Source organism: Nanohaloarchaea archaeon SW_7_43_1, from assembly GCA_003009795.1.
GTDB lineage: Archaea > Nanohalarchaeota > Nanosalinia > Nanosalinales > Nanosalinaceae > SW-4-43-9.
The window spans coordinates 430,240-443,770 of the sequence record PXPE01000001.1; the positions used below are offsets into that span (position 1 = coordinate 430,240).

Here is a 13,531-nt window from a genome sequence, read left to right on the forward strand (position 1 = left end):
AACCGGATAGTCGAAGACTAAATATTAAATAAGGGTTTGATCTGCTAGAAACTGTTCAGTTCCGGGTTCTCCATCTTGCCCCAACTCCTCAAGAGAGTATTCAGTTTTGCTATTCTAATATCTGAGATTCCGGCTTTGATGACAGGCGTTTCCCACTCCAGTGCGAGGTCTGAGATTGTTGAGTCACAGGTCTCACCTGATCGATGTGAGATGACAGTGATGTAGTTGTTCTCCTTTGCAAGTTCTACTGTTTCCCTGGCATCTGTTACCGTCCCTACCTGGTTTGGTTTGACTATCAGTGCGTTTCCCGCGCGGTTCTCTATTCCTTCCTGTAACCTCTCTTTCTGTGTTACAAAGAGGTCGTCTCCGGCTATCATTATTTCAGGGTTCTTCAACGTTAGTCGGGCATGGTTTCTGAGATCATCTTCATGGAACGGATCCTCGACATAAACCAGGTCGAACCCATCGATTAGTTTCTGCACGAAATCCAGCATCTGATCTCCGTCGAACTTTTGCCTCATCGAAGGCAGGTTATATTTTTCAGTTTCTCGGCTGTAGAACTCAGAGGCTGCAATATCCAGTCCGATCCTCGCATCATGTTTGTCGGCTACTTTTTTCAGCGCCTTCAGTGTTTCCTCGTCATCCATCGAGGTTACTAATGCGCCTTCATCGTTCATACCCATTACTTTCTGTGAGTATCTTTCCTTCAGTTCCTGGTAGATCGTGGTATTTGTCCTTATTGCTTCTGGAAAGGTCTCTGCGTTGACAGGTAACACAAGAAACTCCTGTATAGCGGTGTTTCCTCCATGTTCTCCTCCACCAATCACATTGCTGAGCGGTAGCGGGAATTTTTTACCTCTCTGGAATCCGTCTGCGTTCTTGAACGCAAAGCTTGAGGCGACTGCTGCCGATCCGATTCGGGAGAACTTGTCTGTACCATCAAGTTCTCTGAGCTTGTTATCAAACTCTTCCTGTGTCAGGTTTTTTCCTTCAAGCTTTGAGAGAAGCTCTTCAGTTCCATCAAGATGTTCCGGGACAAATGCCTCTGCTTCGTACATTCCGGTTGAAGCTCCGGAAGGCGCCTTTCCGTAGCTGGAGTTTATTTCCGCTTCCACAGTAGGTTTTGTACGTGAGTCAATTATCTGCCTGAGTTTCAGAGACTTGATTTCCATAAAGTAGAATTAGCTGTTCTTGTTTAAAATCTGGCTGGGTGAAGAATTGGTAAATAAAGAGAAGAAACGTGGATACTTTAGTTGTTCTTGACTGTAATTGGGAGTTTGTCTTCTTCCATTTCCTTTCTCGCTGTTTTTAGTGGTTTCTCACCTTCTTCTGCGTCTACGAATGCTGGTGCTCCCTGCGCTAGCTGGAGCGTTCTCGCTCCAATTACTCTTGCCTTTTCGTATCTTGTGTAGTTCATTTTAAGTATCACCTTTTGATGATCAACCAATGTAGCCGAGATCCTGTTGGCTCTGGCTTTCTTGGTCCTGACCCTGTTTGCCTTTGAGGTTTTGAAGTTTTTTAAGGACTTCCTGTGACTCCTTTACTTTCTCGTCCAGTTCTGAATAATCTATATCAAGATCCAGGATTTTCTCAATTGACTGTAGTACGGCCTCGGTTGCCTTTGGATCGCTTAGGAGGAATCCTGGGGTTTCCCCTAGCAGGCAGATTCCGGAGTAGTCTCTCTCGTGACCGAGTCCAAGGATAAGTCCGGATGCTCCGACTATCTGCCCTACATCATGATCTAGGTTGATTCCATGTTCTGAGTAATCGTCTTTGAGTTTCTCAGTTGTCACGGCGCCGAAGACATCAGGCTCTTCTACTACATCTCCTGTTCCGTATCCCCCGATTGTTATGATTTCTGAGGCTTCTGCCTCGTCTACAAGTTCCATTATCTTCTCCGCGACTTCGTAATGTCCCTGAGGTGTTGATGCCTGTGCATTTCCCTCAATAAGTACTAAATCGCGTGCATCATCTCTTTTAAGCTGGTATATATTGTTTTTAAGGAGGTCTACTGTTTTGTTGTCTCTTACAATCGTGTATGGTGGGAAGTGATGGGAATAAAGTTCGCCGACCTTGTCTGCTTCAAGATGGTCTGCGAGGTATGCTACTGTAGTTTTGCCTATGTGACCTATTCCTGCAAGTCCTTCTATGAATACCGGGTTTTCTGTACCTAGTTCTTTTTCCATGTCAAGTCTAACTGTCATTCTTTTTGATCACATTAGTTCTGGTCTTCCATCTGTTTTTTGGTTTTCCGTCTATATTCTCCATATCTATCCGGGTAAGAGAATTTTGGCGGTCTTGCAGTTTCTGTATCTGTACAGTGTTCCTGCTTCAGTGTATATGAGTTACATTCTGGACATTTTTTAATCATAGGAGAACTCACGCCTTCGAGAATTCGAATTTTCCGCCCAGTTCTTCGGCTTTTTCCCTGAACTCTTCAACAGCTTTATCCATCCTTTTCTTGGCCAGTTCCTGGTTTCTTCCCCATGCAGTTGCAGAATACTTCGGTGCTGACACATACTTTATATCAATGGCTTCAAACTCCTTGAATGTATCTTTTATCCGGTCTACCCCATTACCTTGATGGAACTCGAGTTTAATCTCTCCCTCAAGTTTTTCCTGTTTCAGGTTGATGTTTTCCTCGGCGACTTCCTTTATCGCCTCTACTGTCTCTTCATCGAACATTTCCTGTAGCTTTTCCTCCTTTCCTACCGCGATTTCGAAGCCGTGGAAGGCCGAGCCGAACTCTTTCTGGAGCTCGAATGCTATTTCTTCATACGCTCCATCTTTTGAAATATTAAGTTTTTCTCCCAGTTCCTCTACGAAGCTGTCCGCCTTTTTCTCCTTGTTCAATCGAGACATTGCATCTCTTTTCTGGTTCTCGTTAACTCTTTTCAGCGAGAGATCCACTGTATCATCTTCGTTTTCAACTACTTGTGCGACCGTTTTCTCTCCTTCTGAAATCTCCTTGCCGACATCCTGCACCCATGAACGTGAGACCTCAGATATGTGGATAAGTCCAGAAACATCACCGTATTCGTCAAGGTCTGCGTAAGCCGAGTTCTTATCAGCATCAGTTATAGTTATGACCACGAAATCTCCGACTTCGGGTCTATCTTTGTACCATCTCATAAATGGAAAATAGAAAGTGAGCTTTAAAAGATGAATTAAGTCTCTACTTTATCATTCCCTTAAACTCTCTAAATCTAATTCAGAGCAGAATTACTTGAATTGATCGTGTTAGAAAATAGGTTCGATTATTGCGGGAAAAAGAATATTTACTCTGCTTTAAGTTCTTCTGCTATTTCTCCATTCACGTCTGCCTTGCCGCCGGTAGGGGTTGCGAGTTCTTCGCTGCACACTAGACATTCAACCTTTGTTGATGCATGTGAGAAGATCTTCTGCTCATTACCGCATTCGCTGCATTTTACCCTGTAGAAATCTCTGGCCATCTAATTAATCACCGTTCAATCTCAAGTTTTGAAGTCCTGATTGGGTTTTGTCTCTTGTAGCTCTTTCCGCATTCCTTGCAGTTAAACTCGAGATCTTTCTTCTCCGAGGTCGGGTTCTTTCTTCCTCTGCTTCTGATTGCAGGGTTCTCATATGGGAATGATCCGTACCCGTTATCTACCTTTCTCTGTCTCTTTCTATCTTTCTTTTTCCAGGCGCCTGCGTTTTGATTAGTTGGTTCTTTGAGTGTCTGCTCTGTGTGCTTATCGCAGTTTGGGCAGTATCTTCTCTGTTCTTTTGGAATCTTGACCATATTCATCACTGGCGCGGTTAAACTTTAAAAGGACTTCCTAACCTTTTTCCAGGATTCTTGAACCGTTGAGTTCAGAGGATTTCAGGTTTTCAGGCGTTCCCAGAACTATTTCCGTTCTGATATTAGATCTTTCGATTATATCGAGTGCTGTAGAGTCTATCAAGTCATGTGTTCCAGCTGATTTATTACCTTCTGTTAGCTCCCTAAGCTCAGATACTGTCGTTTCTTCTATCTTTTCCGCCTCCTGTTCTTCAGGATCTTCGGTATAGACTCCGTCTACACTTGTCGCAATGATTAGTCTGGCCTCAAAAAGTTCTGCAACCGTTGCCGCAACCGCATCTGTAGAGTAGCCAGGGACCAAACCACCCATAACAGTATCTTTCCCTGTTTCTGCTGCTTTTCGAACCTCCTTCACTGTCTCCGGGATCTCCGGATATGCATTGAGCGCTGTCGCCAATGTTTTTGCGTTCAACCTCGTAGCTTCTATTCCAATAAGATCGAGCTCTGTCTGGTTCCCGTATTCTTCTGCTGCAAGAATGTTTTCCTTCAGTCTACCGGCGCCTGTAACTATAATTTTCTGCTTCTCCGAACTGAATGCGTTCTTGTACTGATCCAGTTTATCCAGGTTCTCTGTTAAAATTGATCCTCCTAGTGCGTATACTTTTTCTACCATTTTAGCTTTCCACCTTTTCTGCGTTTCCTCTGTTAACCAGTATATCCGCGTTTTCTTCAGGCAGTTCAGCTTTCTCCCCTTCTTCAAAAGGTCCGTAGGATTCAAGATCGGTCCCCATGAACTCTGGCACCTCCGATATGATTTCCACTTTTTCGTATCCTTCCTCTGTAGAAGTTTCAGTTACATCTATATCGTCATCTGTTTCTTCATTTTCCTCCATCTCTATCTCAGATTCTTCCTCAATATCAGGAGTTTCAACTTTATCTGAATCGCCCTCGATTACTTCATCAATACTGGCGGAGTATTCTTTGAATCTTTCCTTGATATCGCGGAAGAATTCCTGTTCTCGGGGAAGAAGATTTAATTTGCTGCTTTTAACATCAGACTTCACAGATATTTTGGCGTTCTTGACTATCTTTTCCTGTCGAAGCCCGATTATTTTCTCGAAAACCCTCTTTGCGTTCTTGTATTCTCTGTTGTCAACTCCTTCTTTTCTTTCAATGTACTCGGAGACTCTCAGAAGAAAGTTGTCTTCTAGTTCGGATAGCTTATCCTGTCTTTTCTCTGTCTTCTGTATCTTTCTTAAATCGCTGAAGGTCAGTGCTTCGTCTCCCATTCTCCCAGTTCAAAATTTGACTACAAACTTTTTATCTGGACTGCTACAGCTTTTTGACCTTGTCATCTTCCTGGCATTTCTGGACGTGTTTCCTGTAGTAACTCTCCATCTCGTATTCCTTGCCGCAGTAGGGACACTCCATTATCTCCTTCTCATCGTTGTTCTCATCTTTCTCGCTTTCCGGGTCTCTCTTATTTGCCTGCCGGAAGGCATAGCTGACAGGGTTTGTTACCTGTTCTTCAATGTGGTCTCCCTCATATACTTGCATGTCCTCGTAATAACCATTGGAATCGTAGTTGGGAGGAGGTACATCCTCGTCTCGGCGTCTGTGCCATCTTAACTGAGTTTTGATGTAGGTATCGGAGAGCGCTTCCTCATTCCGTTCGTTCCACTCCCAGATTTTGGATTCGATCTGTTCCCAGGAGTATCCGACGGTTCTCAGAAAATTGAGGAGTATGAATAATCCACGTTTTCTACCGTCCTCAAGGCCTTCCAGAACATTGTTTATAGTAGGTGGGAAGTACTTCTCCGGTATCGCGTCCTCAGGTCTTTCAAAGTCTCTCTCCGATCTCTCTATTCTTTCCTCTTTTTTCTGCTCTCTTCTCTTCTCAATGTAGTCCATCGCCTGAACGGCCAGATTCGCCGCCTCGCCAACCTCGTATTCGTGAAGAAACCGTGTCTTAAAATCGATATTATCCATTTCTGCGTCTTTTTTCTCAAATTCCTCCAGTTTCCCTATCTCTATAGGTTTGGATACCAGCCAGCTTCCATCATGGAGAGAGTAAGGCATTCGGAAAAGATGTCGTGAACCCCAGTCATTCTCGATATCCGATACCTGGTAAGGATCTAAGCCCCCGTCAGTCTCCATTTCCTCATCGAATCCATGTTCCTTGACAAGCTGTATCATTTCGTCCTTGATATTCTCCCGGACATAATTTACTATGCCCTGGGGAAGCTCAGGGTAATGTTTTGAAATATGGTCTCCGCCGATTGTCTCCGGAAATGCTTCCCCTCTAAAACCTATATGGAATCCGCGGTTACCTGAAAACTTGATGCTTATATTCTCGATTCCGTGTTCGTTTAACTCCTCTATAACTAGTTTTGCGGTATCTTTGGAGAGTTCAAAGGAGTAGTCACAGTCAATATCTATTACGAGATCCCAGCCTTCTCTCAGCTTGTCAGCGTCGTTAACTTTATCGATCAAAAGCGGATTTCTCCATTTCTCTACCGATGAATGGAAAGCCACTGCGCCGTTTTCAACTAGCTGTTTAAAATCTCCCGGGAAGTTGACGGCGTCCGGTCTTTTTCCGTAGCCTTTCAGGTAAGTTGGAGCGATTTCCCTATATTCAGAAACTTCAACTACGCGTTCAACTAATTCTTTCTGTTCGTAATACTGCCTTATTTTCCAGTCCTGCGGTTTCTCTCTGCTCCCTTCATCCGCCATGGTTCATCTATTGAAACGAAAACCTAAAAGTGTGATCTGGAGAACCCGATGAAGTCTATTCTTCCTCGAAGTCAAGAGCTATCGAGTTGATGCAGTATCTTTTCCCGGTTGGTTCCGGACCGTCATCGAATACATGTCCGAGATGTGAATCGCAGTTGGAGCATGTTACCTCAGTTCTATCCATGCTGTGGCGGTCATCTTCTTGAAACTCGATTGATCCTTCGATTGCATCGTAAAAACTTGGCCATCCGGAACCAGAGCTGAATTTTGTATCTGAGTCAAATATTTCCTGTCCACACGCTTTACAGCAGTAATTTCCATCCTCTTTCTGATCAAGATATTTACCTGTTCCTCTGGTCTCAGTTCCTTTTTCTCTCAGGACTTCGTATTCTTCCTCGGATAGTTCTTCTTTCCAGTCTTTCTCTTTCATGGTTTATTCATATACTCAAGTATATTATCAGTATCTATTTCTCTTTCTTCTGTCGGAGTCCCCAACTTGAGAGCGTTGCAAAATTCATCTAGTCCTTTGTAATTTCCTTCCTCGTCTGTTTCTAGAAGGTGAATCCCTAGGGCGGATCCAGAAACCGGAGGTTCATATACCTCCGTAAAAGCTTTGTAAGCTGTTGAAAAACCTTCCTTGTCATTCACTTCGATCTCATCTCTGAGATGTTCTATCCTTGCCCAGTCTCTATCTGTCTCCTGATTGAGAGGTACAAGTCTTTCCAGTTACAGCTTAGGGCATCCCTCTCGTGATCTTCTAGTTCCTAAAATTTTACTGCTCCGCTCCGACACAACTTATTTTTTTACCTTTAATCTTCTTCAATGCGTGGTGCGAGTACGAAGCTGAGCCTTGCTTTTTCAGGGACTTCGAAGTTGAGTCTCATCGGGAAGTCATTTCCGAGTCTCAACTGAAGTGTGTCGCTGAGTTTTTTGGCGCCTGTGATTGAGTTAAGATAGTCAAGAGAGAACATTGACTTACACTGTGATCCTTCGATCTCCATCAATCCTTCGCTTCCTTCCTGAATATTGAACTTAACGTTGCTTTGATCTCCTTCTGCCTCGATTGTAAGTGAGTCCCCGTCTGATGATACTGTCACCGAGTCTCCTACAACCATTGCATCCTTGATAGCGCTTTCAAGCACAGAAGTCTCTAGGTCTGCTGTTACGTCGAAATCCAGCTGGTCTGTTGATGGGATGTCGTCCTCTGAAAGGTTGAGTATAGGCAGTGAAAAGTCTCTGGTAGATGAGTCCTCCATTTTTATGTAGAATTTGGACTCGTCTTCCTTTACCTCAAAAGTTAATGTATCACCTGAGTTTGCTCTTCTTAGAATCGAGTAAAAGTTTTCTAGGTTAAGTCCTACCTTGGTTTCCTCGTCTAGATCATAGCCCTCGAATACATCTTCTTCCAGTTTGAAGTCTACAAGAGCGACCATCGCAGGATCTGCTGCGATTAGATGGATTCCGTCTTCTTTCAGTTGGAAAAGCCCTTCTGAAATCAGATCTGATATGGTTTTTAATGAATCCTGTACAAGTCCTACATTTTCTAGTTCAGCTTTAAACATTCCTCTCACCGTTATTATTCAGTAGTGTTAACAATTTTTTTAACTCTATTGTAGGTTTCCATATCCACTTCTTCAAGACTGTGGACGATCTCTGCCTGTATTTCAAAGCTGTCAGGGGTAGGCAATACACGCCCGAGAACCCGAATCTCGTTATTTTCCTCAACATCTTCAATATCTTCTTCCTGCATAAAGATTTCTACGGAACCGGTTCCATCATCCATAGTAATTGATTCCTCATCCACCGAAATCACCGTTCCGACTACACGAACTCTGATATCTCTCTGCGGATCTATTTCCTCTATATTTTTCGGCTCTGTCGGTGCTCTTCTTTGATGTTCATCTGCCATATCCAATCAATCTTAATTAAATGTTTTAATTATTCCGTGGACGTATATTGAGAAGGGAGAAAATCAAGGGTTTCAAATACTGGAAACCTCTATTACTGTCACATGGGACTTTTCAGCGACGAAACCGGGGAACTTGAAACCGAGCTAAATATGATCGAAGAACAGGTAACAACTCTGGAGTCTCACCTAAATGCTGTTGATGCAGCCCTTCAGGATGTCGTAGATAACTATCAATCAGTTCTCACCGATGAGATGAGTTATCAAGAGCATGAACTGGATCGTTTGAGAGAGGTTATTAGACGTGAAAGACTGGAAGAGGATGACGTAGATGAGATCAAAAGACGTCTCCGAAATCTGGAGCAGAAATTCTCGGCGAAGCGAAACGAGAAAGAAGTTAACTTGGAGCAAGTCCTCTATGCATTCAAGTATATCCGCAGGAGCATAAAGGATTCAAAACAAGAAATCGGGGAGCTGGAGAACCATATTGATGATTTGGAAAACGAGTTTTACATGTACAGGAATAACAAAAAGTATGATTTCGAGAAAAAACTGGATGAAAGAGACTATCATGAGGATAAGGAGGACATAAAGGATGAACTTGCTCGTTTAAGGGCTTCAATAAATGCTCTTGCCGATACAATGGATGAAGAGGATAAGATAAAAGTAGAGTAAATACTTTAGTCGTAGATCTTATGTACATTTCTACATTCAGTGCATTCGTAGAACCTTGTAGGTGGCTCATCAGAGCTTCTTGTCTGTTCCATCCACCATTCGTGTTCTTTTTCATCCTTCTTACTATCTGAGCATTCAGGACATTCTTTCATAGTGGTTGGTCTCGTGGTTTCTTCATCGTCTTCTGATGAGACGTTCAGTCTATCCATAGGGTCTTCCTCTTTTTCCTCTGTTACTTTCATCTCATCTGCCTCAACATCTTCTTGAAACTCTCCACAGTTCCTGCATTCCATTTTAGCTTCTCCATCTTCTTTCTCTGAGACAAGCATTCCTCCACATTCATCACAGAATTTCATTGTTGAACACGAATTATTTGCTGAAGATTTAAATAGGAATGCCTACTCTGGACTGAATCAGACTCTGCGGCATGCAGGAGTGCTATCAAAACTTAATGGTTCGTCCCCTGAGTATCCAAATAGATCCATTGCCAGAATCTTCACAAGCCCTACTCTTGGAATACTGAAAGCTGTCTTCCCGTATATCTGATCAGGTCCGATATCTTTTTCGAAATCGTGTTGTCCACGAGTGTTATCCCCCTGCGTCTCTATATGATCGTCTGTTTTCAATATAACCCGGTGTATTATCGGTATGTTGACTTCCGGGCTTTCAGAATCATACACAACTACATCTCCTTCTTCAATCTCCTCGAAGCTCTGACCCTGTACAAGTATTACATCCCCGACATTGTACTCAGGGTACATTGAGCACGAAACCACCGTGACGACAGGTTTTTCCGTATCAAAAACTACCCCTGTTGTCTGAATTATGCCGAAAGCAAGTATCAAGGCCAACGCCACAAAATAGAACTCCTTGAACGCTTTCGATTCCTTTAGATCATTCCAAGATTTGTGAGCATCCATGTGAGTTTATTCGGCGAGTCATTTTTTATAACGATTTTAATCCTTTTTCTGGAAGGCATTCCCTATCAGGTCGGCGGCTCTAACTGTCTCCGGAATATTTCCCTGTAAAGTCGCTTTCTCAGTAAATCTTTTTGCTTTTTCTTTGCTGCAACCTGCGAACTGAATGAAGATATATCCAAAGCTATGAGTATCCGGCAACTCGGAAACTATACTCGGATCTAAATCTGCAGCTTCCATTCCTTTTCTTACCGAATCCTTGTCAGGCTGATTGATGGTTACAGCAATAACAGGTTTGTTCAGTTCCTCGGAGATTTTTTCAATATCGGCTATATTGAAACCATTGAAGCTTACACCATCTAGGAATATAGCTGCAATATCCTGTTTGAATATGTGATAAAGTTCAATTATATCTTCTGTAGCATCTCCTGTATCCGGTTTCTGGTCTATGATCCCGGTTTGTTCCATGAACTCTGTGCCTCTGTAGGAGACACCTATAAGCTTCTCGGCCTCTCGAGGACCGTCGTCTATACCAAGAAATCTGAGGCCCTCTTTCATCTCACTGAAAAATTATTTTGGATTTAAAGCTGGTCTTCGAGTTTGTCGAACCATTCACGGGCAGTTTCTATCGCGTCTTTTACGACTTCTTCAGGATTTTCTGCCTCCACAATAAGATTAGATTCTCCGCCAAGTGGGTGCCCTTGATCGTAGGCTGCTTCTCCACCGTTCTCCCAGACCGCCTTCCTAACAAGATTTGCGACCGTATGGTTCTGATTTAGGTTGATCAGAATTCTGTCTTCTTTTTCAACTGCTTCAAGCTCCATAGTATTATTCTAACCCCTAATCTTTTTCACTGGTTATGAAAACCCCTACCTTGACATCTTTTGACTCCTCGATGTGAAAACCATAGGTGGCTGGAAGTGATATCTCGTAATTTTCCCAGTTTAAGAGCTCGTGGGGCGATTCTTCTATAAAATCTTTTATAGATCTGTCTTTCCCGTTGTAAATAACTGAGTAAACCTTTCGGCCGGAAAAGAAAGCTTTTTCCAGGAACGTCATACCCTCGTCTGAGTGTACAGAGAACGGCGGGTTCATTAAGACAGTATCGTGTTTCTCTCTAATCTCCGAAATATCACGCTTTTGGAAATCAATAAACTCCTTTACCTCTGCTTTCCCTGCATTCTCCTTCGCTATCTCCAGAGCTTCTTCATCTTTCTCCACAGCGGTAACATCTGCCCCAAGTAAAGCCGCACCGATTGCAAGTATTCCCGTCCCGGTCCCTAAGTCAAGAACTTCTTTTCCCTCCACATCATCCTGCATATAGGCATTATGGAGGATGTCGGCTGCCAGTTCTGGCGGTGTCATATACTGCTCAAGGGAAATCTTCGGGTTCCTGAACCCCTTTAGTTTCGAGAGTTCTATAGCGATTTTGGATTTTTTCATGTTATTCTTTTCGGCTTTAAGAGTTATTAACGAGACACGGAATCACAGAATTCACACAAATTAAGGATTTAAATTTTAGGGTTTATCTAAGAAGGCATGCCCGATAAAAACGGTTTTATTGACACTGAAGAACTCAAAGAACTCCCCAGAGAAGAGCTTGTAGAAAGGATGGCAGAGCTCCAGAACGAAGTCAGCAATGAAAAGGCGGTGTTCTTCGAACCTCAAAGAGAAATAATTCTATCCAATCCAAATGAGGAAACACTGAACGAGATGTCAGAAGTTGCGCATATGGATACGAGTTCAGGCGCTCACTACAAGTTCAAGGTCAAGCAAATGGATATCTGGAACTCCGATCTCTCACTTGAGGAGATGAAAGAGAAATACACCCGGATTGTTGGAGACTATCCCAACTTCCTGAACTGGCTTGAGAGAACATATGAAAGACAGGAAATCTTCTCAATCGAACACTCGGGAACATACCATACGCTGAAGGCAACCGATGAAGAGAGAATGGAATGGGCCAGGAGTATTGATGAGGTAAGAGATAACCTGTCTGTTGATCTAACAGATAAAAAATCAAGGATTGCGATGGGAGCAAAATCCAGAGCAAAAATCAAGGAAGTGCTCCTGAAGAAGGGATATCCGGTAGAAGACAACTCCAAATTCAGAGAAGTCGATGAAAGTATCGGATGCGATCTGAAGGGAATCGAGCTCAGAGACTACCAAAAAGAATATGTAGAGAGGGCTCACGAGAAAAAAGCAGCTGTACTAGCCAATCCTGCGGGCTCAGGAAAAACAGTTACTTCAATCGGCTTAATGTCTAAAATTGATGCACCAACGCTTATTCTTGTACCTCAGAGGTCGCTGGTAGGTCAGTGGAAAAGAGAACTGCTTGACAAGACAACACTCACCGAGGACCAAATCGGAGAATACCACGGCGATGAAAAACAAATGGGCGACATAACACTGGCCACATATCATATGGCCGGCGAGAAAACCTCTCTGTTCCGGAAGGAATGGGGATTGATCGTCTTCGATGAAGTACATCATATTCCGTCCAAACTATTTAGGAAGACGGCTTCACTTCAATCCACAAGAAGAATCGGGTTATCTGCGTCACCTGTGAGAGAAGATTCCAAGGAGAGAGAAATCTTTGCACTGATCGGCCAGGAAATCGGTGGAGACTGGGCACGTTTCTTCAAACAGGAATACGTTCTGAAACCGGATGTAAACATAAAACTGGTGGAATGGGAGAGCGACTTCTACAGGAACAAATACAACGAGGCATCAGGCTTCAAGAAAGCAATCATCGCCTCGAAAAATCCGGCAAAAATCCCCAAAATCGAAACACTTCTTGAGCAACATGAAGGCGATAAGACAATCATCTTCTGTGACTGGATCGAACAGGGAGATAAACTAGCTGAGGAATTTGATCTGCCTTTCATCTCCGGGGAAACCGACTTTGATGATCGAGAGGATTACTTCGAGAAGTTTAGAAACGACGAGATTAAGACAATTATTGTCTCAAGAATTGGTGATGAAGGACTGGATCTGCCAGATGCAGAAGTAGGCATGATTGCCTCAGGGCAGGGAGGATCCCGAAGACAGGCGACCCAGAGGGCTGGCAGAGTTATGCGGCCATTTGGCGATGCACAGGTCTATATAGTTGCAACAAAAGGGAGTAATGAAGAAGATTTCGTCAAAAGACAGGTGGGACATCTGAAGGAGAAAGGAGTGCCTGTGAAAGTGGAGGAATGACAGATAAAACTTTTTTTCTAGTTGGATATGATTACTTGAATGTAGAATCATTCACATATTTTGCAGACAATCTAGGAGAATCAAATGAAATAATCATGCCAGAAAATTCTATTGAAAAAAGATTAGCTCAATCAGGAGGTGATGTCCTCAAATATGAGAATGAAAACGAGACAATATACAGGACTGATACAAAGGAGGGAGAGCTTTTCTACGGGACAGAGCAGAATATTAGAGATATATTTCCAAATAGTGATGCATGGGGCGAGTTTCTGGGTCAAGATGAAGTTGAACAGATTCTAGAATAGATTAAGTATATTTTAAACAGCTATTATTCCT

The 13,531-nt window shown here is 43.1% G+C and carries 22 protein-coding genes; 3 read left to right on the forward strand and 19 right to left on the reverse strand.

Annotation, left to right across the window (positions count from 1 at the left end; translation table 11 throughout):
* Positions 1–44 precede the first annotated feature (44 nt).
* The 14 genes from BRC29_02475 to BRC29_02540 form a co-directional block, all read right to left on the reverse strand.
* Positions 45–1,172, reverse strand: a complete 1,128-nt coding sequence (locus tag BRC29_02475; protein ID PSG98971.1) for a hypothetical protein — start codon at positions 1,170–1,172, stop codon at positions 45–47.
* Positions 1,173–1,249: 77 nt separating this feature from the next.
* On the reverse strand, positions 1,250–1,417 hold the full coding sequence (locus BRC29_02480) for a DNA-directed RNA polymerase subunit K (protein ID PSG98972.1): 168 nt from the start codon (positions 1,415–1,417) through the stop codon (positions 1,250–1,252).
* Positions 1,418–1,439: 22 nt separating this feature from the next.
* On the reverse strand, positions 1,440–2,204 hold the full coding sequence (locus BRC29_02485) for a proteasome assembly chaperone family protein (GenBank protein PSG98973.1): 765 nt from the start codon (positions 2,202–2,204) through the stop codon (positions 1,440–1,442).
* A gap of 14 nt (positions 2,205–2,218) precedes the next feature.
* Entirely contained in the window at positions 2,219–2,371 is a 153-nt protein-coding gene (locus BRC29_02490) for a ribosome biogenesis protein (GenBank protein ID PSG98974.1), read from the reverse strand.
* An 8-nt stretch (positions 2,372–2,379) separates the two neighbouring features.
* A complete protein-coding gene (locus BRC29_02495; GenBank protein PSG98975.1) occupies positions 2,380–3,132 on the reverse strand; it encodes a hypothetical protein in 753 nt (250 codons plus the stop codon).
* A gap of 146 nt (positions 3,133–3,278) precedes the next feature.
* Positions 3,279–3,452, reverse strand: coding sequence for a 30S ribosomal protein S27e (locus tag BRC29_02500; GenBank protein ID PSG98976.1), 174 nt, complete (start codon positions 3,450–3,452; stop codon positions 3,279–3,281).
* 8 nt (positions 3,453–3,460) lie between these two features.
* The gene (locus tag BRC29_02505) at positions 3,461–3,763 is read right to left on the reverse strand and encodes a 50S ribosomal protein L44e (GenBank protein PSG98977.1); all 303 of its coding nucleotides are present in this window, start codon (positions 3,761–3,763) and stop codon (positions 3,461–3,463) included.
* 37 nt (positions 3,764–3,800) lie between these two features.
* The gene (pyrH, locus tag BRC29_02510; protein ID PSG98978.1) at positions 3,801–4,436 is read right to left on the reverse strand and encodes a UMP kinase; all 636 of its coding nucleotides are present in this window, start codon (positions 4,434–4,436) and stop codon (positions 3,801–3,803) included.
* A 1-nt stretch (position 4,437) separates the two neighbouring features.
* The gene (locus BRC29_02515) at positions 4,438–5,052 is read right to left on the reverse strand and encodes a hypothetical protein (GenBank protein PSG98979.1); all 615 of its coding nucleotides are present in this window, start codon (positions 5,050–5,052) and stop codon (positions 4,438–4,440) included.
* Positions 5,053–5,095: 43 nt separating this feature from the next.
* Entirely contained in the window at positions 5,096–6,496 is a 1,401-nt protein-coding gene (locus tag BRC29_02520; GenBank protein PSG98980.1) for a hypothetical protein, read from the reverse strand.
* A gap of 55 nt (positions 6,497–6,551) precedes the next feature.
* Positions 6,552–6,926, reverse strand: a complete 375-nt coding sequence (msrB, locus tag BRC29_02525) for a peptide-methionine (R)-S-oxide reductase (GenBank protein PSG98981.1) — start codon at positions 6,924–6,926, stop codon at positions 6,552–6,554.
* Positions 6,923–7,144 (reverse strand): hypothetical protein, encoded by a 222-nt coding sequence (locus BRC29_02530; GenBank protein ID PSG98982.1) that lies wholly within the window; start codon positions 7,142–7,144, stop codon positions 6,923–6,925. Before BRC29_02530 ends, msrB begins: the two co-directional genes overlap by 4 nt.
* Before the next feature lie 161 nt (positions 7,145–7,305).
* Positions 7,306–8,058, reverse strand: coding sequence for a proliferating cell nuclear antigen (pcna) (gene pcn, locus BRC29_02535; GenBank protein PSG98983.1), 753 nt, complete (start codon positions 8,056–8,058; stop codon positions 7,306–7,308).
* Positions 8,059–8,072: 14 nt separating this feature from the next.
* The gene (locus BRC29_02540; protein ID PSG98984.1) at positions 8,073–8,405 is read right to left on the reverse strand and encodes a hypothetical protein; all 333 of its coding nucleotides are present in this window, start codon (positions 8,403–8,405) and stop codon (positions 8,073–8,075) included.
* 102 nt (positions 8,406–8,507) lie between these two features.
* Between BRC29_02540 and BRC29_02545 the strand changes: the two genes are divergently transcribed.
* The gene (locus BRC29_02545; GenBank protein PSG98985.1) at positions 8,508–9,077 is read left to right on the forward strand and encodes a hypothetical protein; all 570 of its coding nucleotides are present in this window, start codon (positions 8,508–8,510) and stop codon (positions 9,075–9,077) included.
* A 5-nt stretch (positions 9,078–9,082) separates the two neighbouring features.
* Here the strand turns inward: BRC29_02545 and BRC29_02550 are convergent, their stop codons facing one another.
* Genes BRC29_02550 through BRC29_02570 form a run of 5 tightly spaced genes read right to left on the reverse strand, consistent with a single transcriptional unit; the run spans position 9,083 to position 11,437 of the window.
* On the reverse strand, positions 9,083–9,433 hold the full coding sequence (locus BRC29_02550) for a hypothetical protein (protein ID PSG98986.1): 351 nt from the start codon (positions 9,431–9,433) through the stop codon (positions 9,083–9,085).
* A gap of 57 nt (positions 9,434–9,490) precedes the next feature.
* Positions 9,491–9,997 (reverse strand): signal peptidase I, encoded by a 507-nt coding sequence (locus tag BRC29_02555; GenBank protein PSG98987.1) that lies wholly within the window; start codon positions 9,995–9,997, stop codon positions 9,491–9,493.
* A 36-nt stretch (positions 9,998–10,033) separates the two neighbouring features.
* Complete coding sequence (locus tag BRC29_02560; protein PSG98988.1) at positions 10,034–10,552, reverse strand: hypothetical protein; 519 nt, start codon at positions 10,550–10,552, stop codon at positions 10,034–10,036.
* A 23-nt stretch (positions 10,553–10,575) separates the two neighbouring features.
* On the reverse strand, positions 10,576–10,818 hold the full coding sequence (locus BRC29_02565) for a hypothetical protein (GenBank protein ID PSG98989.1): 243 nt from the start codon (positions 10,816–10,818) through the stop codon (positions 10,576–10,578).
* Positions 10,819–10,834: 16 nt separating this feature from the next.
* Positions 10,835–11,437, reverse strand: coding sequence for a hypothetical protein (locus BRC29_02570; protein PSG98990.1), 603 nt, complete (start codon positions 11,435–11,437; stop codon positions 10,835–10,837).
* Positions 11,438–11,533: 96 nt separating this feature from the next.
* On the opposite strand from BRC29_02570, the gene BRC29_02575 reads away from it, so the two are divergent.
* Together BRC29_02575 and BRC29_02580 are read left to right on the forward strand one after the other, a co-directional pair.
* A complete protein-coding gene (locus BRC29_02575; protein PSG98991.1) occupies positions 11,534–13,195 on the forward strand; it encodes a hypothetical protein in 1,662 nt (553 codons plus the stop codon).
* The gene (locus BRC29_02580) at positions 13,192–13,500 is read left to right on the forward strand and encodes a hypothetical protein (protein PSG98992.1); all 309 of its coding nucleotides are present in this window, start codon (positions 13,192–13,194) and stop codon (positions 13,498–13,500) included. Before BRC29_02575 ends, BRC29_02580 begins: the two co-directional genes overlap by 4 nt.
* Positions 13,501–13,531: the final 31 nt, after the last annotated feature.

Bases quoted from the DNA above. Each gene is read 5' to 3' on its own strand.
- BRC29_02475 (PSG98971.1), bottom strand. From the start codon at position 1,172: ATGGAAATCAAGTCTCTGAAACTCAGGCAGATAATTGACTCACGTACA.
- BRC29_02480 (PSG98972.1), bottom strand. From the start codon at position 1,417: ATGAACTACACAAGATACGAAAAGGCAAGAGTAATTGGAGCGAGAACG.
- BRC29_02485 (PSG98973.1), bottom strand. From the start codon at position 2,204: ATGACAGTTAGACTTGACATGGAAAAAGAACTAGGTACAGAAAACCCG.
- BRC29_02490 (PSG98974.1), bottom strand. From the start codon at position 2,371: ATGATTAAAAAATGTCCAGAATGTAACTCATATACACTGAAGCAGGAA.
- BRC29_02495 (PSG98975.1), bottom strand. From the start codon at position 3,132: ATGAGATGGTACAAAGATAGACCCGAAGTCGGAGATTTCGTGGTCATA.
- BRC29_02500 (PSG98976.1), bottom strand. From the start codon at position 3,452: ATGGCCAGAGATTTCTACAGGGTAAAATGCAGCGAATGCGGTAATGAG.
- BRC29_02505 (PSG98977.1), bottom strand. From the start codon at position 3,763: ATGGTCAAGATTCCAAAAGAACAGAGAAGATACTGCCCAAACTGCGAT.
- pyrH (PSG98978.1), bottom strand. From the start codon at position 4,436: ATGGTAGAAAAAGTATACGCACTAGGAGGATCAATTTTAACAGAGAAC.
- BRC29_02515 (PSG98979.1), bottom strand. From the start codon at position 5,052: ATGGGAGACGAAGCACTGACCTTCAGCGATTTAAGAAAGATACAGAAG.
- BRC29_02520 (PSG98980.1), bottom strand. From the start codon at position 6,496: ATGGCGGATGAAGGGAGCAGAGAGAAACCGCAGGACTGGAAAATAAGG.
- msrB (PSG98981.1), bottom strand. From the start codon at position 6,926: ATGAAAGAGAAAGACTGGAAAGAAGAACTATCCGAGGAAGAATACGAA.
- pcn (PSG98983.1), bottom strand. From the start codon at position 8,058: ATGTTTAAAGCTGAACTAGAAAATGTAGGACTTGTACAGGATTCATTA.
- BRC29_02540 (PSG98984.1), bottom strand. From the start codon at position 8,405: ATGGCAGATGAACATCAAAGAAGAGCACCGACAGAGCCGAAAAATATA.
- BRC29_02545 (PSG98985.1), top strand. From the start codon at position 8,508: ATGGGACTTTTCAGCGACGAAACCGGGGAACTTGAAACCGAGCTAAAT.
- BRC29_02550 (PSG98986.1), bottom strand. From the start codon at position 9,433: ATGAAATTCTGTGATGAATGTGGAGGAATGCTTGTCTCAGAGAAAGAA.
- BRC29_02555 (PSG98987.1), bottom strand. From the start codon at position 9,997: ATGGATGCTCACAAATCTTGGAATGATCTAAAGGAATCGAAAGCGTTC.
- BRC29_02560 (PSG98988.1), bottom strand. From the start codon at position 10,552: ATGAAAGAGGGCCTCAGATTTCTTGGTATAGACGACGGTCCTCGAGAG.
- BRC29_02565 (PSG98989.1), bottom strand. From the start codon at position 10,818: ATGGAGCTTGAAGCAGTTGAAAAAGAAGACAGAATTCTGATCAACCTA.
- BRC29_02570 (PSG98990.1), bottom strand. From the start codon at position 11,437: ATGAAAAAATCCAAAATCGCTATAGAACTCTCGAAACTAAAGGGGTTC.
- BRC29_02575 (PSG98991.1), top strand. From the start codon at position 11,534: ATGCCCGATAAAAACGGTTTTATTGACACTGAAGAACTCAAAGAACTC.
- BRC29_02580 (PSG98992.1), top strand. From the start codon at position 13,192: ATGACAGATAAAACTTTTTTTCTAGTTGGATATGATTACTTGAATGTA.